The following is a 19,076-nucleotide window of genomic DNA, read 5'->3' on the forward strand; positions in this document are numbered from 1 at the left end:
CACTCTGCCATTTCTCCAATAAATCACAATCATTATCTGATTGCGAGTGCAAATCTAAGAACCTTTTTTGTTTTTGCAAGCCTTTTTCGAATAAAAAATGAAATAATTAAGCCTTTGTTTTTTAACTGTTTCATTTCGTTTGGTTTACAAAATAAAAAAATGATTTTTTAAAAATTCGTGTATTCTGTAATTTCAAGTCCGTATCCAATCATTCCGACACGTTTGGTTTGTGCCGAATTGGTTAATAATCGGATTTTCGAAATATCTAAATCGTGTAAAATCTGTGCACCGATTCCAAAATCTTTAATGTCAATCTTAATTTGCGGAGCTTTGTGAACCCCTTTTTCCTGTAATCCTTTTAATTCGGATAAACGGCTTAATAGATCGGAAGCCTGACTTTGGTGGTTTATAAACAAAATGGCGCCTTTTCCTTCTTCATTAATGCGTTTGAACATATCGTCCAGTTTTTTGTCGGCGTCATCGTTCGTAAGAGTTCCTAAAATGTCATTATTAATGTGTGTGGAATTGATACGCGTTAAAATTGGTTCACCAGCACTCCAGCTCCCTTTGGTTAATGCGATATGAACCTGTTTGTTGGTAATCTGTAAATAAGCACGCAAACGAAACTCTCCAAAGCGTGTATGAATTTCGAAATCTTCTTTTTTATGGATAAGACTGTCGTGCTGCATTCTGTAAGCCACTAAATCTTCGATGGAAACCAGTTTCAAATCTAATTTCTTGGCAACTTCCACCAACTGAGGTAAGCGTGCCATCGTACCGTCATCGTTCATGATTTCACAAATAACTCCCGCAGGGCGGAATCCGGCTAAACGCGCAAAATCAATGGCAGCTTCGGTATGGCCTGTTCTTCTCAAAACGCCTCCTTCTTTTGCGATTAAAGGGAAAATATGTCCAGGACGTCCTAATTCGAATGGCTTTGTGTTCGGATTTACCAATGCCTCAACTGTTTTGGATCTGTCAGCTGCAGAAATGCCGGTAGTTACTCCGTTGCCTCTTAAATCAACAGAAACCGTAAAAGCGGTTTGCATCGGATCGGTATTATTGCCTACCATTACGTGTAAATCAAGTTCTTTACAACGTTTTTCGGTTAGTGGCGTACAAATAAGGCCTTTTCCGTGTGTTGCCATAAAATTGATCATTTCCGGCGTAACTTTATCAGCGGCAGCTAAAAAATCTCCTTCATTTTCACGGTCTTCATCATCTACCACAATGATTACTTTTCCCTGGCGGATATCTTCTATTGCTTCTTCAATAGTGTTGAGTTGTATTTTTTCAGTAGTTGACATTTTAGTTTTCGTTTTTTTCCTCTCTATTATCTTCGAGATCTGTTTTTTCAGTGTTGTTTAATGCTTTGTTTATTAATTTTTGGACAGGTTCTGTGATCCAGTCAAAATTAACCATCACACCAATGTCATTGGTAGCTCGGTATGTTAATGATATCGCCAGTGGTGATAAAACCATTGATGACATCCAACAGCCTAAAAATGGAGGGATACCATTTTCCTGAGCTACTTTTTTTCCGAAAGTATTAATGAAATGGAAGATGATGAATATCAATACCGCAAAAACTATCGGTAATCCCAATCCTCCTTTTCGGATAATAGCACCTAGTGGCGCTCCGATAAAGAACATAAGAAGGCAAGAGAAAGCAACTACGAACTTGTCGTGCAGTGCAATCCAGTGTTTGTTTATGTTTTTTTGCTTTTCAAACAAATCATTTTTGTTGTTCTGTATTGAAAAATCCGTGCTGTTAATATTGTTCAGGGCAGTTTCGAAAATTTGATTTCTTTCATATGGCGTAAAAGAAGCCAGTACATCGTCAGCGCTTTTAAATTTTCCGGATGAAGTATAATGTTTCGGTCTCAATGTAAATTCAATACCTTGAGAGATGTTTTCCGTAAACGAAACAACATCTTTGTTATAGTTTTTTTGAAGCGAATCGATAGTGAAATTCAATTCGCTCACGTTTAACATCGTATTTGTGTTTGCGATTTCACCTTCCGTTTCTTTTTTATTTAAACTGGTAAGGTCGATATTGATTGTATATTTTTTAAAAGTGGCTTTGGCAAAAGGAAGCTTCTGCTGTTCTTCGTATTTTTTAGGGGTAATATCTTCATAATAATAGCCGTCAATCAGATCCAGTTTGAGGATGTTTGAGCCTTCTTCGCTTTTGAGAATACCTCTGTTGGCTTTTATGACTGTTTTATTTCCAAATCCTTGGGCTGATTTAACGTGCATGGTTACACCTTCCAGTAATTCGCCGTTTTCTCCCGCTTTTTTATCTACTTTGATATTGGAATTTCCAATGGTGTTGAACTGTCCTTCGGCAATTGCCATGGCTGGCTTTGTTTGCAGAATGTCTTTTCGGAGATTGATGAATTTATATTCAGCCTTTGGAATCACGGTATTGGCAAAAAAGAATGCGGCAAAACTCAGTAAAAAGATGAAAACGGTCAATGCTTTCATAGCTCTTCCTAAAGAAATTCCGGCCGATTTCATGGCAGCAAATTCATAATTTTCGGCAAAACTTCCGAAAGTCATAATGGAAGCCAGTAATATCGAAAGCGGTAAAACTAAAGGAACGATTTTTGGCGAATAGAAAACAAGGAATTTTACGACTACAATGTAATCGAGGTTTTTACCTGCCAATTCGGAAATAAACAGCCAGATACCTTGTAAAATGAATATGAAAAAAAGAATTACAAATACCGAAGTAAATGTAGTTAGGAACGATTTAAGAATGTAACGATCTAAAATTTTCACCCGAAATCTAGTCTAAATTATTGATGTAGTAATTAGGATATTTACTCTGGGTAAAGGTAAAATGATTTTTCGAAATAGGTTGATTAGTTTTAAAAGAATTAACTACAATCGTGGTTTTAGAGCCGTTTTTATTCATTTCAATTAGGTTATAGATGTTTTTTGTCTGTGCATCTATTCCTAGTAAAATTTCTTTTCGGTTGTCTTTTGGGTTTATTGGAACCAACTTTACATATTGAATCTGTCTTCCTTTGATGTTCTGTAAGATATCCCATGAATATTTGAATCCGGAATTGAAGAAGGTAAGCATTTTAGCCGGTGTCAAAGTGTTCGGGTCATTATCGTCGTGTTTGGAAATCGTGATTTCTTCGTCTTCCGGTACAATGGTATAATTCTTCTTTCCGTCAAAAATTTTGGTTACACCCATGAAATTCAGAACGTATTGATTGCCTTTCAGTGTAACATTCCCTTTGCTTTCCTGATCGATATTTTGTTTTAAATTCTGTACAGAATAGCTGAAGTTAATTACGATATTATCATAACTTTTTACTTTGGCTGTAACATCGTCCAATAGTTCTTTGGCTTTTTGTGAATTCTGAGCGGTTGTTGGAAAGCACATGAATAAAGCAAAAACAAGCGCAATCATGGTTTTGCCAAGAAATAGGGGAGTATTTTTATATAGGTGTATTTTCGATTTCATTTTTACATATTATTTTGTTCGCTAGCTAGAAAATGTTCCAGAGCTACCAGGTCAGGAATATTAACGCTTCTAGCCTTACTGCCTTCAAACGGGCCAACAATTCCGGCAGCTTCCAGCTGATCGATCAGTCGGCCGGCGCGGTTGTAACCCAATTTAAGTTTTCGTTGCAGTAATGATGCAGATCCCTGTTGTGCCGTAACAATGATTTCTGCAGCTTCCCTGAACATAGAATCTCTTTCTGAAATATCTATATCAAGACTTATGCCACTTTCTTCGCCAACGTATTCCGGAAGCAGATAAGCGTTGGGATAAGCCTTTTGCGAACCGATATACTCCGTGATTTTTTCCACTTCAGGTGTATCTACGAAAGCGCATTGTACACGTACGATATCGTTACCTTGAGTATATAATAAATCTCCTCGACCTATCAGTTGATCGGCACCGCCGGTATCCAAAATCGTTCTTGAGTCGATTTTTGACGTTACCCTAAAGGCAATTCGGGCAGGGAAATTCGCTTTAATCATACCCGTAATTACGTTTACCGAAGGACGTTGAGTAGCAATAATAAGGTGAATTCCGATAGCACGTGCCAACTGAGCCAAACGGGCAATTGGTGTTTCTACCTCTTTTCCTGCGGTCATAATCAAATCGGCGAACTCATCAACAACCAAAACGATATATGGTAAAAAGCGGTGTCCGTTTTCCGGATTCAGTTTGCGTTGTTTGAATTTTTCGTTGTATTCCTTAATGTTACGAACCATCGCGTCTTTCAGTAAAGAATAACGGTTGTCCATCTCGATACAAAGCGAGTTCAGTGTATAGATTACTTTCGTGTTATCTGTGATAATAGCATCACCATCATCCGGAAGCTTTGCCAGATAATGTCTTTCAATTTTATTGAAAAGGGTAAGTTCTACTTTTTTCGGATCCACTAAAACAAATTTCACTTCTGCTGGGTGCTTTTTATACAAAATAGATGTAAGTACGGCATTCAATCCAACCGATTTACCTTGTCCGGTAGCACCAGCCATCAATAAGTGTGGCATTTTGGCCAAGTCGACAACAAAAGTTTCATTCGAGATGGTTTTACCTAAAGCAATCGGCAATTCCATTTCGGCGGTCTGGAATTTTGGTGAAGCAATTACGCTTTTCATCGAAACCATGGTCGGATTGTTGTTCGGAACCTCAATACCAATGGTTCCTTTGCCCGGAATAGGAGCGATGATACGGATACCTAACGCCGCTAATGAAAGTGCGATATCGTCTTCAAGATTTTTAATTTTTGAAATTCGTATACCGGCCTCCGGGACGATTTCATATAAGGTAACTGTCGGACCAACAGTGGCTTTGATTTGGGAGATTCCGATGTTGTAGTTTTTTAGGGTGTCTACAATTCGGTTTTTATTTTCTTCCAGTTCCGCCTGATTGATGGTAATTCCTCCAGACGAATATTCTTTTAAAAGATCAATCGATGGGAATTGGTAATTTGATAACTCTAATGTCGGATCAAATTCGCCAAAATCCTGAACTAATCGTGCTGCCAGATTCTCTTCAACAGTTGTTTCTTCTTCTATTTTTTCGATGGTAAAACTATCGTCATCAGTATGAATAATCTCTGATTTAGACGTTTCCGGAACCACAGGAGTTACTGTGTCAAGAATATGAGGAACTGCAACTGGAGGAACGGGTTTCAGTGTGATTTCAGATGGATGCTCAATCGTCGGTTTTAAAGCGTCCTTGTTTATTTCAAAAGCTGAAGGAACGGTTTTTAATTCGATGTTAGACAAAATCTCGTCGTCTTCGGCATCATTGAAATCAAGACTCGGATTTGAAGTCGGAACTTCTACTTCCTCAATAAAATCATTGCTGTCGTTGATGTCGGTAACTAGTGGGGTAGGGGTGTTTATATTGTTTTCAGTAACTTCTTTCCCTTCATTTAATTCTTCTTCAAATGATCGGCTTCTGCTTTCGAAGAAGTTTTTAATTCCTTCAGTAGAAATCTTGATTTTTAATATCAGATAAACGATAACCCCAAAAAGAAGTGCCAGGAATGTTCCTGTTTTACCTATATAATCCTGAGCGAAAAGGTTCATTTCATAACCGATTACGCCTCCTAATTGCGGGATATAATTCCAAAAGAAGCCGCAAAGAATGGAAATGATTACCATGGCAAACATATCCCAGAAAATGGAACTCTTCAGTTTAGCTAATGAAATGTCAACTAAAAGGTAGGCGCCGGCTAAAAAGAAAAGGCGGACTAACAAAAATGAGGAAACCCCGAATCCTTTATATAGAAAGAAATCAGACAAATAAGCTCCGAATTTCCCTAGCCAGTTATAGGTTTTCTCGCTTCTGTCGGCAAATGAGCCTAGTGCACTTTGGTCATATTCCCCATAAATATAGTAGGAAACAAAGGAAAGCAGTAAAGCGACTGCAAATAAAACGAGCAAAGCCCCAAAAAGGACTTTGTTTCTGCGGTTTAATTTCCAAGGAGTTTTTGGAGTTCCGTCGTTAGATTTTGGTTCAGATGTTTCTTTTTTTGATGTCTTCGCCATTTAGAATACTAAAATTTGGTAAAAAATAGATAATCGTTTCTAAATTAGATTATTCTTGGTAAATATATGATTAATCCGATTGTGATTGCAGCCATGGCAGCGAAAAAAACGGCACCGGCAGCAATATCCTTGATGAAACCGATTTTTTCATGATAATCGGGATGAATAAAATCGGCCATTTTTTCAACAGCCGTATTCAAGCCTTCAATACTTAATACCAAACCGAAAATCAGGATCTGAAACATCCATTCGGTTTGCGTAATATTAAAATAAAATCCGGCAGCAATCATAAGCACAGCAATCGAGGACTGAACCATGACGCTGTGCTCGGTAGTAATCAGTTTTATAGCGCCTTTTACTGCAAATCCAACACTTTTTATTCGTCCTGAAATAAAGGTGTTATCTTTGTTTATTTCCATTAAAGTGCAGCTAAAGCTTTTTCGTAATTAGGTTCGTCAACGATATCTTCAACCTGTTCTGCATGTTTCACAACTCCGTTTTCATCCAAAACGATTACCACACGGGAATGTAATCCTGTCAAAGGTCCGTCAGTAATGGTTAATCCGTATGTTTCTCCGAAAGAACCGTCTCTGAAATCCGATAGGTTAACCACATTTTCCAAACCTTCAGCACCACAAAAACGATTTTGTGCAAATGGTAAGTCACGAGAAATACATAGTACTTTCGTGTTTGTTAAGTTACTCGCTGTTTCATTGAATTTACGAACCGAAGTAGCACAAGTGCTTGTGTCGATACTTGGGAATATATTTAAAACCAATTTACTTCCTTTGAAATCGGTTAATGAAACCGTTGATAAATCAGTTTTTACTAAAGTGAAGTCTGATGCCTGTGTACCTACCTGAGGTAATGAACCCGTTGTGTTTACTGGGTTTCCTTTTAATTTTATCTGAGCCATTTTTTCTGTTTTTTAGAGTTTCAAAAGTAATGAATTTATTTGAGAATTAGTTTTTTGCCGAATTGCTTTTTTAATTCATTTGTTTATCGTAATATTGCAATATAAAAATATATAAAATGGGAGCTTCAAAATCAGAATTCTTTTCGGAGCAGCAAAATGAAATGGCTTCTTTGTTCAAGGCTATTTCGCATCCGGCAAGAGTGGCAATAATAGAGTATCTGTTAAGAGTAGATTCGTGTATTTGCGGCGATATCGTAAACGAATTGCCATTGGCGCAGCCTACAGTTTCCCAGCATCTGAAGGAATTGAAAAGTGTTGGGATCATTAAGGGAAATATCGAAGGTACAGCGATTTGTTATTGCTTAAATCCGGACACTATGAAAAAACTGGAAAATTATTTTTCAGGAATATCAAATAATCTAATAATGAAATGTTGTTAATATAAAATACTGTAATTATGAGACTATCAGAAATTAAAGAAGTATTGAAAACAGTTGAAACGGTAAACTTTCAATTGCCTGACGGAAGTTTTGTTCCGGAGCATTTTCACGTAACTGAAATAGGGGAGATTACCAAAAATTTTATCGACTGTGGTGGAACGGTTCGAAAAGAAACCGTTGTTAATTTTCAGCTTTGGGATGCAAATGATTACGATCATCGTTTAAAACCGCAAAAGCTGTCACACATCATCGAATTATCGGAAAAAATATTGAATATTGACGATAATGAAATTGAAGTGGAATACCAATCTGAAACTATCGGAAAGTATGATTTGGATTTTAATGGAACCAATTTTGTCATGGTAGCCAAAAAAACGGCCTGTCTTGCAAAGGATAATTGTGGTATTCCGGGTGAAAAACGAAAAGTGTCTTTAAAAGAATTGCAAACACAAACGGCATGTTGCACGCCAAATTCTGCATGCTGCTAATATTAATCTGAAATTTATAATGAAAGAAAAGATTTTAAAGTATAAAAAACCAATCATCATAACCACTTCGGTTATTTTGCTTCAGCTTATTTTTGGATTCGACGCTAAATTCTGTATCATCAATATGATATGGTTGTTTGTTTAAAATGATGAAAAAGAACATTTTAGTACTTTGTACTGGTAACAGTTGCAGAAGTCAGATAGCGGAAGGGTACCTACGTTACTTTTCAAAAGAGAAGGCCAACGTTTATAGTGCCGGGGTAGAAACTCATGGTGTTAACCCGAAGGCTGTAGCAATAATGGAGGAAGACGGAATCGATATTTCCAATCATACTTCAAATAATATTGATGAATATTACGGAATCCAGTTTGATTTTGTAATAACCGTGTGTGATAATGCAAAAGAACGCTGCCCGTTTTTCCCAAGCAATGCCGTGAAATTTCATCATAATTTTACGGATCCTGCCAAAGCTATTGGAAATGAAGAGGAAATTATGAATCAGTTCCGATTAGTTCGCGGGGAAATAAAAATGTATTGTAAGCAATTTGTCGAGGAAAATTTGTAATTCAAATCGCTATTCCGGATAATGAAAAAGCCTTTCTTGTTAAAAGAAGGGCTTTGGTATGGAAAATATTATTTGTCGATGGAACCCAAAACACGTTGCATGAACGTATTTAATGCTTCTTTTTTATCGGTTCCTTCTTTTATCATTTTGTTTACTTCCAGTGCACCATACATATTGGAAAGTAATTCGCCAATAACATCCAGTTCTTCATCTTTTAATGAAGGAACTTCCGTTAAGGCTTCCAATACTTCGATGGTTTCTACAATGTAATCCTGATCGTTTTCTTCAATGAACTGAGTCAGGTGTTTTATTACTGGTAACTTCATTTTTTCTTTTTGAGATTATTTAGATATTAGACTAATTTAGATTGTTAGACTTTTGGATTATTTAGATTAATGACGTTAGGATTTTGCCTTGTTTGAACATCGTTGGAATTCTGAATGTCTGCAAAATCGATTTATCCAAACCATCCAACTTTCTAAAAATCTAATATTCTAAAAATCTAAAATTCTGTCTAAACTATTTCGTTAACCAAATCCGTCAAAACTTCCGCTTTGTTGGTTTGTGTTTCGTTTACCAGTTTTCCGTTTACGAAAGTTGCAAATGTTGGAAGGTTGGAAACATTGGCCAATTTTCTTGATTCCGGAGAATTTTCAGCATCGACTAAAACAAAAGCAATACTTTCATTTTCAGTTGAAAGTTTCTTGAACTTCGGTTTCATGATTCGGCAGTTCCCGCACCATGAGGCAGAAAATTGCACTACCACTTTTTCGTTTGTGTCAACTATATTTTGAAGCGTGTCTTCGTTTAATTCTATTAACATGGCGTTTTTGATTTTTTAATTTAAACCCCAAATCCCAATTTTTATTGGAATTTGGAGTTTTGTATAGGTTTTACTTATTAGTTTTTGCTTAAGTAAGCAGCAGTACTTAATCTGTCAGCTGTCATAGCTTCTTTTCCGTTTTCCCAGTTAGCAGGACAAACTTCACCTTTAGTCTGAACGTGAGTGTATGCGTCGATTAAACGTAAGTACTCACCAACATTTCTTCCTAATGGCATATCGTTTACGCTTTCGTGGAAAATTTTTCCAGTCTCGTCAATTAAGTAAGTAGCTCTGTAAGGAACGTTTGAACCTTCGATTAAATAATCTCCTGTTTCTTCGTTGAATACTTCTTCAGCATCTAAAATTCCTAAAGCAGTTGATAAGTTTCTTGTAGTATCAGCTAATAAAGGGTAAGTAACACCTTCGATTCCACCGTTTGCTTTTGGAGTGTTTAACCATGCAAAGTGAACTTCGTTAGTGTCACAAGAAGCACCGATTACGATAGTGTTTTTTGCATTGAATTCCGGTAAAGCAGCCTGGAAAGCGTGTAATTCTGTTGGACAAACGAAAGTGAAATCTTTCGGATACCAGAATAATAATACTTTTTTATTGTTTTTTGTAGCTTCTTCAAGAATGTTGATTCTTAAGTTATCACCCATTTCTGAAATAGCATCTACGGTAATGTTCGGGAATTTTTTTCCTACTAATGACATAATGTATCGGTTTTTAAAGATTATTGTTTTTTGAACAGCACAAAAGTAGCGATTACTACCTTGCTTTGGTATTACCTTTTATTATAATTTTTTATTTCATGATAGTAAATACTTATCGAACCGTTTTTTTAAATTTTCAGGTCTAAAATGTTATTTATTGAATTGGTTTTATATATTTGTTTCCCTCAAAAAAGCAGGGATATTCTGTGATTTTTAAGGTTTTTACCAACAAACAAACACTATTTACAAAGAATTTATATGTCTTTTACCAATTTATTCAGAAGAAAATCAACATCAACTATATTGAAACAGGGTGGGGATGGAGATCATGCCTCCGGACTGCAAAAAGTACTTACCGTTCGCGATTTAACCTTTTTCGGGATTGCAGCGATTATTGGTGGCGGAACTTTTTCCGCTATTGGGAACGCCTGTTTTTCAGGTGGTCCCGGTGTGACACTTTTGTATATTATTTGTGCCATCGCTTGCGGATTTACAGCTATGTGTTATGCCGAATTCGCTTCACGTGTGCCCGTTTCCGGTAGTGCTTATACATATGCCTATGTTTCTTTTGGTGAATTATTCGCATGGATTATCGGTTGGGCATTGATTATGGAATATTCCATCGGAAATATTTATATCGCCTTTTCATGGAGTGGTTATTTTACCAATTTGTTGGAGAGTTTTCACATCCATTTGCCGGAGTGGTTAACGATTAATTATCAGTCGGCTCATTCTGCTTTCCTAGAAAATAAAGCCGGAGAAGGTTTCAATGCATGGCAAAACGCGCCGATGTTGGGGAGCCTGAAAGTGATTTTTGATTTACCGGCTGTGGTGATTAATTTGTTGATTACCTATTTGGTTTATAAAGGAACCAAAGAGTCTAAAAACTTCAGTAACGTAATGGTAATCATTAAACTGGTGATTATCGCCTTGGTAATTGCTGTTGGTGTTTTCTATGTAGATATCGACAACTGGACACCATTTATGCCGAATGGTTTTGGCGGTGTTATGGCCGGGGTATCGGCAGTGTTCTTTGCATATATCGGTTTTGATGCCGTTTCGACTTTGGCAGAAGAAAGTAAAAACCCGCAACGCGATTTGCCTAAAGGAATGATTTATTCATTGGTGATTTGTACCGCGATTTATATCATTTTGGCCTTGGTTTTAACCGGTATGGTAAAATACGATTTATTGGGTGTAACCGATCCATTAGCTGAAATCTTTGCTTTAAAAGGGGTGAAATGGATGTTGTTCATTGTGTCCATTGCGGCCGTTGTGGCGATGACCAGTGTGATGCTGGTGTTTCAGATGGGACAGCCGAGAATCTGGATGACCATGAGCCGTGACGGATTGATGCCGAAGAAATTTGCGGAAATTCATCCGAAGCATAAAACGCCGGGATTTGCAACAATCGTGACCGGTTTAGTGGTAGGTCTGCCGATTTTCTTTACCGATGAGAATTTCGTATTGGATTTTACAAGTATCGGTACTTTATTCGCCTTCGTATTGGTTTGCGGCGGTGTATTGCTGCTGTCGCCACAGAGTGAAGAAGAATTGGCTGAACGCAAAAACAATGGTAAATTCAGAATACCATACATAAATTCGAAGTTTATTTTCCCAGCTATCGTGGTGGGAACCATCTTTATCGTAAGCTATGTTTTCCCAACTTTCTTTACCGATACGTTTGATTTCTCGGGAGACAAATTCGCGACAAATATTTCCATGGTGGTATTCTTTGTTTTATGTGGTGTTATGGCGGTGATGGCGTTCCTTAAAAACCTTTCGTTAATTCCGTTATTAGGATTGATTTCCTGTTGTTACCTGTTAACCGGGATGGCGGTTTCCAACTGGAAATGGTTCGGAGTTTGGCTGATAATCGGGTTAGTATTCTATTTCAGTTTCGGCTATAAAAACAGTAAGTTGAATTTCAATAGAATTAAAGCAACGATAGAAGATTAAGTTTTACGACAGAATTATAAATAATGAATCCCGGGTAATGCTCGGGATTTTTTGTTTTTTATGAATTTTTTCGATAACGGAATTACAATGTTATAAAGAGTTTTATGCAATTACTTGGTATTCTAGTAAGATTTTTTTTAGTAAATTGTCCAAGTGTTAAGTTTTAAAAAGATATAAATAAATGCAAAAAATTATATTTCTTTTGGCAGTTATAAGTTTTAATACTGTATCATCCCAAAAGATAACTTCGGGTAAAAAGATTAAGAGCACAAGGGAAAAATTACTGTTTCTTAATGACTCCATCCAAAACTATAAACTGTTTTCGATAGACGGCGATTATGGACACAGTGGATTTACGGGATCAGAAGCAACAATTGATAGATTTTATCAGCATTGGTACAACGAATCATTTGTCCATTACATAAATAATAAGAGGGATTTCGATGATGAAGGGAAATTAATTCATGAAATTTGGTTTGACAAAGCAGATGATTTTGAAAGAGAGTATGATTATAAGTACAATGAATCGGATAGTTTAAGTCAAATCATTGAAAAAAGAGATAAGGAAGGAAAAAGCATTAATTATACAAATATTACTTATAATTTTTTGGAAAAGAAACAAAGTACTTTGACTTTTTGGAATGATTATCCTAATGATTTTCAACTTGAATTATACAGTTATGATGATAAGGATAGGCTAAAAACGATAGAGTTTTTATCAGAAGAAGGGAGATCAAAAATTAATTATTACAATTATAATTCTAAAGACAAAATTCGAGAATCGATTATTCATCAACCTCTCGCTTTTAAGGATCTTGATGGAAGATCTTATACACAAGTAAGGGATTCATTAGGGACTTTTTTTGTTTTATATAAAAATGTATACGATGAAAGTGGAAGATTAATAGAGAGACATGATTTTTGTGCACCGGAATATAAGAAAGGTAGTTATTTAACTTATAAAACATTTTTTAAATATGATGATTTTGATAATTTGTTAGAGGAGAAAAGAATTCCTTCATTTTCTAAAATGACTTTTTTGAGTACATATAGATATGATAAAAAAAATAGAAAAATTTTCGAATCGGATGCCACAATAGGGCATGATAGTGGGTGGGATTTTGAAAAACAGTTTTTTTATAAAGGTAATAATTTGGTGAAAATCATTATTAAGAATAAAAAACAGAAGCCAGTTATTGTCGATTTAGGTTATAAATACGATAAATACGGAAATTGGATAGAGCAGACAAAATCCATAAACGGCAAAAAGTTATTTGTTTGGAAAAGAGAGATTGTCTATTATCAATATTAAATAAAAAATCCGCTGCTTTCACAACGGATTAATTTATAAATTATATGATTTTATCAATTGATTACTTCAAATGTGTATTGAAATAATCAGCGATTTTAGCATACATGTGAATTCTGTCTCTTCCGCCCACATTATGTTCGTGGTTAGGGTATAAGAAGTAATCTACTTGCTTGCCTGCTTTGATACATGCTTCGACAAAGTTCATACTCTGTTGTTGAACTACTACGGGATCCTGAGCTCCGTGGATAATCAACAATCTTCCTTTTAAGTCTTTTGCTTTATCCAATAATGAAGCTTTGGCATAACCTTCCGGATTTTCTTGTGGCGTGTCCATGTAGCGCTCTCCGTACATTACCTCGTAATATTTCCAGTCGATTACCGGACCTCCGGCTACACCAACTTTAAATACATTGTTCTGGTTGGTCATTAAAGAAGTAGCCATAAATCCACCAAAACTCCATCCGAAAACACCGATTTTATCAGCATCCACAAACGATTTCGATTTTAGGAATTCAACACCTTTCATTTGGTCAGCCATTTCGTTTACACCTAACTGACGGTGGTTTACATCACAGAATTTCTTTCCGCGGGCATCACTTCCGCGGTTATCCAATGTAAATACCACATATCCTTCCTGCGCCATGTAATAATCGAAGTAACCTCCACCGCCCATCCAACGGTTGTTAACCAATTGAGCATGTGAACCTCCATAAACATAAATCATTACAGGGTATTTTTTAGTAGCGTCAAAATTAGCAGGGTAGATGATTCTTCCGTTTAATGGCGTTTTACCGTCTGCAGAAGTGATGGTTACCAATTCCATTTTAGGCATTTCCACTTTTCCTGTGAACGGGTTTTCGGCTTTTACTAAAGTTGTTGCTTTTTTCGATTTTACATCGATAACCGAAATTTCATTTGGAGTGCTAACATTGCTATATTGATCCAAAATCATTGTGCCGTCTGAAGAAACCGTAGCATTGTGTGTTCCGGAAATTGATGTTAATTGAACTGTTTTTCCTGATTTGATATCAACCTGATATAATTGTCTGTCTAAACCGTTGTTCGCTGTTCCGATGTAATTGATTTTTGTGTTTTTAGCATCAAAACCTAAAAAGTCTTTTACGATCACATCTTTGTAGCCCAGGTTTTTCAATAGTTTACCGTCAGTGTTGTACAAATACATTTGGTTGAAACCATTGATATCCGTCTGATAAATGAATTGGTTCGGGTTATTAGGAACAAAAGTTAAAGCATGTTGAGGCTCAACCCAAGTTGATGCTTTTTCTTCGAATAATGTTTTTACGAAAGCACCTGTTTTTGCATCGTATTTGTTGAATTTCAGGTGATTTTGCTCACGGTTCAATATTCCGATGAAAATGTATTTACCTGTCGGCTCCCATGAAACCATGGTTAAATACTGCTCTTTTGGTTCACCGGTTTGAACGGTAACTTTTTTACCTGTAGCAACATCATAAATTACAAGCGTAACATTTTCACTTGTCATTCCGGCCATCGGGTATTTAACATCCTTGTTTGCTGCTTCACGCTCGTTCCAGTTGATGATAGGGTAGTTGCCCACCATAGTTTCATCTTTTCTGTAGTAAGCCAGTTGTGTTCCGGCTTCGTTCCACCACATACCACGGTCGATACCGAATTCCTGACGATGAACATAATCATTACCGTTCACAATTCCTTGATTTTCATCGTTGGTTACTTCGATTACTTTTCCTGAAGCATCGGTAATTTTGATGTTGTTACCTTTTAACCATGCTGTATTGTTGTTTGAAGAAAATGCTGCGCTGGTGCCTGATGCATCAAAAGCTACAGCAGTTGTGATTTGTTTAGTAACGATATCATAGGTTACTTTATAATTGTTCTTCTTTCCGGAAATTTCTGTCTCAAACGTATTAGCTGTTTTCCAGTTTATGGAAGCAGGAAATGTTCTTACCGAAAACTCATCATTCGGGAATTTTGTTTTCAGAGCGCTTTCTAATTCAGTTTTTGTTGTTAAAGTGCTTTCCTTCCAAGAAGTTGCCGCGCTCTTCTCAAATAATGTGGAAAAATCTGCACTTAAATAAGTGATTGACTTAGAGTCTTTACGCCATTGTTGGGCAGTTTGTGTGGTTGGAGCATATTTTCTTCCACCCATTACAGTTTCTTCGATAGTCAGGGCTCGTTGCGCGAATGTCATAGAACCTGTTAGAAGACAGAATAAAGTAAATTTGTTCATTGTTCGATTAAATAATTTGATGGCTAATTTATATAAACTTTATAATCTGATGTTGTAAAGGAATCCTAAAAATCAACCGCTCTGAGGAATAGTTACAATTTTAACAAATTTGTTATAAATCACAATTAAATATCAAGTATTTAGTGTGTTGTTTGTAATAAAAAAAAGTTAATTTTAAAATTGTAAAATCTTAAATAAGAATAAGATGGGAAAAAACTTTACTCGAATCGTGTTTCTTTTGTTTTTCTTTTCTCTGTCAATTTCAGGCAGATTAATGGCACAAACAAATTGTGAGACACCTGCGAACTTAACGGCAGCGAATATTGGTCCGACAGGAGCGGTGCTGTATATAGGTACCACTGCGAACGCAGGGACGTACAATATTCGTTACCATGGTCCGGGGCAAACGACTTGGACTACGCTAAACAATGTAACCGTTCCGTTTCAATTAGGAAATTTAACTTGTAACACTGCCTATGAATGGCAGGCACAGCGAGTTTGTGGTGTAACGCCTAACAATGCACCTATTTTAAGTGCATGGTCTTTAGGGGCAGCATTTACTACTTCGTCTTGCTCTACACCAACTTGTCCTGTTCCGACGTATTTGTCAACAACCAATATTACCCAAACAGGTGCAGTGCTTAATTTAGGATCTATTGCTAATACCGGAATTTTTAATATCCGATATCGCGTTCCGAATGCGCCAAACTATATTGTCGTTAGCAATGTTACGATGCCTTACCAACTAGGCAATTTGACTTGTCATACAGGTTATGAATGGCAGGCACAAAAAGTCTGTGCTAATTCGGCAGGGACAGCTGCATTAAGTGATTGGTCACCAGCAGTAGCTTTCACAACAGAAGCTTGCCCTCAGCCATCACCTTGTCCGGTTCCTGCTAATTTAACAGCAACGAACATCAGTCAAACGGGGGCGGTGCTTCATTTTGGAACAACTGCAAATTCGGGAAGATATAACATCCGTTATCATGGTCCGAATTCCACAACTTGGATTACTGTAGATAATGTTACTGTTCCGTTCCAGTTGGGCAATTTAACTTGCCATACAACCTACGAATGGCAGGCACAGCAGATTTGTACCGTTACAGGAGCTACAAATTACAATTTAAGCGATTGGTCGATTGGAGCAGCATTTACTACGGCTGCTTGTCCGGCGCCAACCTGCCCTGTGCCAACTTACTTGTCAACAACAAATATCAGCCAAACGGGCGCAGTGCTTAATTTAGGAACTCTTGCCAATAACGGAACTTTCAATATCCGTTATCGCGTTCCGAATGCAGCAAACTATATTGTCGTTAGCAATGTTACGATGCCTCACCAACTTGGCAATTTGACTTGTCATACAGCGTACGAATGGCAGGCACAAAAAGTTTGTACTAGCGCAGATAATTCAACGACTATTTTAAGTGATTGGTCCACAGCAGTGGCTTTCGGTACGACGGAATGTCCGGCTGCAATTTGTCCGGTTCCAACAAACCTGTCTGCAACGAATATTACCCAGACAGGGGCAGTGCTTTCCGTTGGTGCTAACCCAACTAATGGAGTGTATAATATTCGTTACCATGGCCCTAACTCTGCAACTTGGATTATGCTTAACAACGTTACGGTTCCATTCCAATTAAGGGAATTGATGTGTAATACTGGTTATGAATGGCAGGCTCAAAGAGTTTGCGCCAATACAGGTACAACAACCGGGGCTTTAAGTGATTGGTCTGTAGGAGCTGCTTTCACAACAGCTACTTGTCCTCAAACAACTTGTCCGGTACCAACCAATTTAATGGCAACAAATATCAGTCAGACAGGAGCAGTGCTTAATGCGGGTACTACAACTGCCACAGGAATGTACAATATTCGTTACCACGGTCCGAATTCTATAAACTGGATTGTTATTAATAATGCTACAATGCCCTACCAGTTACGTGAGTTGACTTGTCATACAGCTTATGAATGGCAAGTACAAAGAATATGTGCTAATTCAGCAGGAACAACAGCTGTTTTAAGCGACTGGTCCGTTGGAGCATCTTTCACTACTGCCAATTGTCCAACGCCAACTTGTCCTGTTCCGACGTATTTGTCAACAACGAATATTACTCAGACAGGTGCAGTGCTTAATTTAGGATCTATTGCTAATACAGGAACTTTTAATATCCGATATCGTGTTCCGAATGCACCAAACTTTATTGTTATCAATAATGTTACGATGCCTTATCAATTGGGTAATTTGACTTGTCATACAGCATACGAATGGCAGGCTCAAAAAGTTTGTGCAAATGCAGATAATTCAACAGCTGTTTTAAGCGATTGGTCAGTTGCAGTGGCATTCACAACGGCTGCATGTTCTGATCCTGCACCTTGTTCTGTTCCTGTTAATTTAACTGTATCGAACATCACCCAAACGGGAGCGGTGCTTCATTTTGGAAGCAGTACAGCGACAGGAAGATATAACATCCGTTATCATGGTCCAAACTCTGCAACCTGGATTATGCTTAACAATGTTACGGTTCCGTTCCAGTTGGGTAATTTGACTTGTCACACAACTTATGAATGGCAGGCACAACAGATTTGTGGCACTCCAGGTACTGTGAACAATAATTTAAGTCCGTGGTCAGTTGGAACAGCATTCACAACAGCGGCTTGTCCTGATACAGCTTGTTCGACACCAACTAATTTAACAGCAACGAATATTGGTCCGAATGGAGCGGTGCTTCACTTTGGAACAACTGCAACTGACGGAAGATATAACATCCGTTATCATGGACCGAATTCCACGACTTGGATTACATTGAGCAATGTTACTGTTCCATTTCAGTTAAGAGAATTGATGTGTAATACAAGATATGAATGGCAGGCACAGAAGATTTGTGGTACAACGCCTAATGGAGCAGTTGCTTTAAGTCCTTGGTCTGTTGGGGCAGGGTTTGCTACGGCTGCTTGTCCGGTGCCAACTTGTCCAATCCCGACAAATTTATCTGCTACAAATATCAGTCAAAACGGAGCGTTACTTCATTGGAATGGTATTACAGGTGTCGTTGCTTATATTGTTCGATACAAGCCGGCTAATACAGATACGGCGTTTACAACTGTTACATCAACGACTAACTCAATTCAGATTGGTAATTTGGCTATTGGAACCGTTTATGTATGGCAGGTATCGGCTGTTTGTTCTAACGGAACTACTTTAGCAGCTAACTGGTCGCCACAATCTAGATTTATGACTCGTTCTCAGATGTTAGTATATCCTAATCCGGGCAATGGAATGGTTTCTGTTTCTTACTCATCTCACAAAGTAGCTCCAGTTCAAGTTAAATTGTTGGATCTTTACGGAAAAGAGATAATTGTACAAAACAGAGACGCTGTTGAAGGAAATAATGTGTTTGGAATAAATACTTCCGGAGTAGCGGACGGTTTGTATATGATAGGTGTTTATGCTGACGGTACTTTAACTGCTACAAAAGTTATTATCAAACATTAGTACAAATTCTAAAGAATAATTTTAATTATAAAAGTCGGTTGGAAAATAATTCCAGCCGATTTTTTTTGATAGGAGGTGAAAAATATAATGGATGAAAATAATA

General features: G+C 37.2%; 17 protein-coding genes. 7 read left to right on the top strand and 10 right to left on the bottom strand.

Going from position 1 to position 19,076, the window contains the following annotated elements:
* Positions 1-167: 167 nt before the first annotated feature.
* The 6 genes from ribB to tpx are packed head-to-tail and all read right to left on the bottom strand — an operon-like array spanning position 168 to position 6,952.
* Positions 168-1,307 (bottom strand): 3,4-dihydroxy-2-butanone-4-phosphate synthase, encoded by a 1,140-nt coding sequence (gene ribB / locus FEDK69T_RS01215; RefSeq protein ID WP_023572310.1) that lies wholly within the window; start codon positions 1,305-1,307, stop codon positions 168-170.
* Between the two features lies 1 nt (position 1,308).
* Complete coding sequence (locus FEDK69T_RS01220) at positions 1,309-2,784, bottom strand: LptF/LptG family permease (protein ID WP_023572311.1); 1,476 nt, start codon at positions 2,782-2,784, stop codon at positions 1,309-1,311.
* Positions 2,785-2,791: 7 nt separating this feature from the next.
* Entirely contained in the window at positions 2,792-3,481 is a 690-nt protein-coding gene (locus tag FEDK69T_RS01225) for a LolA family protein (RefSeq protein ID WP_035629872.1), read from the bottom strand.
* Between the two features lie 2 nt (positions 3,482-3,483).
* Positions 3,484-6,036, bottom strand: a complete 2,553-nt coding sequence (locus FEDK69T_RS01230; protein WP_023572313.1) for a DNA translocase FtsK — start codon at positions 6,034-6,036, stop codon at positions 3,484-3,486.
* Positions 6,037-6,080: 44 nt separating this feature from the next.
* Positions 6,081-6,455 (bottom strand): diacylglycerol kinase, encoded by a 375-nt coding sequence (locus FEDK69T_RS01235; protein WP_035629871.1) that lies wholly within the window; start codon positions 6,453-6,455, stop codon positions 6,081-6,083.
* Positions 6,455-6,952: a thiol peroxidase gene (gene tpx / locus FEDK69T_RS01240; protein WP_023572315.1), complete on the bottom strand. Its 498-nt coding sequence runs from the start codon at positions 6,950-6,952 to the stop codon at positions 6,455-6,457. The genes FEDK69T_RS01235 and tpx overlap by 1 nt, the downstream gene beginning before the upstream one ends.
* 116 nt (positions 6,953-7,068) lie before the next feature.
* Between tpx and FEDK69T_RS01245 the strand changes: the two genes are divergently transcribed.
* From FEDK69T_RS01245 to FEDK69T_RS01255, 4 genes are read left to right on the top strand one after another with little or no spacing between them, the layout of a single operon-like run.
* Complete coding sequence (locus FEDK69T_RS01245; protein WP_023572316.1) at positions 7,069-7,392, top strand: ArsR/SmtB family transcription factor; 324 nt, start codon at positions 7,069-7,071, stop codon at positions 7,390-7,392.
* A gap of 17 nt (positions 7,393-7,409) precedes the next feature.
* On the top strand, positions 7,410-7,880 hold the full coding sequence (locus tag FEDK69T_RS01250; RefSeq protein ID WP_023572317.1) for a DUF6428 family protein: 471 nt from the start codon (positions 7,410-7,412) through the stop codon (positions 7,878-7,880).
* Positions 7,881-7,899: 19 nt separating this feature from the next.
* Positions 7,900-8,025, top strand: a complete 126-nt coding sequence (locus tag FEDK69T_RS16135; RefSeq protein ID WP_023572318.1) for a hypothetical protein — start codon at positions 7,900-7,902, stop codon at positions 8,023-8,025.
* 4 nt (positions 8,026-8,029) lie between these two features.
* Positions 8,030-8,446: an arsenate reductase ArsC gene (locus tag FEDK69T_RS01255; protein ID WP_023572319.1), complete on the top strand. Its 417-nt coding sequence runs from the start codon at positions 8,030-8,032 to the stop codon at positions 8,444-8,446.
* A 68-nt stretch (positions 8,447-8,514) separates the two neighbouring features.
* Here the strand turns inward: FEDK69T_RS01255 and FEDK69T_RS01260 are convergent, their stop codons facing one another.
* The 3 genes from FEDK69T_RS01260 to FEDK69T_RS01270 form a co-directional block, all read right to left on the bottom strand.
* Entirely contained in the window at positions 8,515-8,772 is a 258-nt protein-coding gene (locus tag FEDK69T_RS01260; protein ID WP_023572320.1) for a DUF6952 family protein, read from the bottom strand.
* A gap of 188 nt (positions 8,773-8,960) precedes the next feature.
* Positions 8,961-9,269: a thioredoxin family protein gene (locus FEDK69T_RS01265; protein WP_023572321.1), complete on the bottom strand. Its 309-nt coding sequence runs from the start codon at positions 9,267-9,269 to the stop codon at positions 8,961-8,963.
* Positions 9,270-9,346: 77 nt separating this feature from the next.
* Positions 9,347-9,982 carry a peroxiredoxin gene (locus tag FEDK69T_RS01270; RefSeq protein ID WP_023572322.1) on the bottom strand — a complete coding sequence of 212 codons (636 nt, stop codon included), beginning with the start codon at positions 9,980-9,982 and terminating at the stop codon, positions 9,347-9,349.
* 258 nt (positions 9,983-10,240) lie between these two features.
* Between FEDK69T_RS01270 and FEDK69T_RS01275 the strand changes: the two genes are divergently transcribed.
* Both FEDK69T_RS01275 and FEDK69T_RS01280 read left to right on the top strand, forming a co-directional pair.
* Entirely contained in the window at positions 10,241-11,941 is a 1,701-nt protein-coding gene (locus FEDK69T_RS01275; RefSeq protein WP_023572323.1) for an amino acid permease, read from the top strand.
* 181 nt (positions 11,942-12,122) lie between these two features.
* On the top strand, positions 12,123-13,253 hold the full coding sequence (locus FEDK69T_RS01280; protein ID WP_023572324.1) for a hypothetical protein: 1,131 nt from the start codon (positions 12,123-12,125) through the stop codon (positions 13,251-13,253).
* A gap of 61 nt (positions 13,254-13,314) precedes the next feature.
* On the opposite strand, the gene FEDK69T_RS01285 is transcribed toward FEDK69T_RS01280, so the two are convergent.
* Positions 13,315-15,483 carry a S9 family peptidase gene (locus FEDK69T_RS01285; protein WP_035629870.1) on the bottom strand — a complete coding sequence of 723 codons (2,169 nt, stop codon included), beginning with the start codon at positions 15,481-15,483 and terminating at the stop codon, positions 13,315-13,317.
* Between the two features lie 205 nt (positions 15,484-15,688).
* Between FEDK69T_RS01285 and FEDK69T_RS01290 the strand changes: the two genes are divergently transcribed.
* Positions 15,689-18,973 carry a fibronectin type III domain-containing protein gene (locus FEDK69T_RS01290; RefSeq protein ID WP_023572326.1) on the top strand — a complete coding sequence of 1,095 codons (3,285 nt, stop codon included), beginning with the start codon at positions 15,689-15,691 and terminating at the stop codon, positions 18,971-18,973.
* The last annotated feature ends 103 nt before the right edge of the window (positions 18,974-19,076 follow it).

The sequence above is a fragment of the Flavobacterium enshiense DK69 genome, from assembly GCF_000498495.1.
Classification (GTDB): Bacteria; Bacteroidota; Bacteroidia; order Flavobacteriales; family Flavobacteriaceae; genus Flavobacterium; species Flavobacterium enshiense.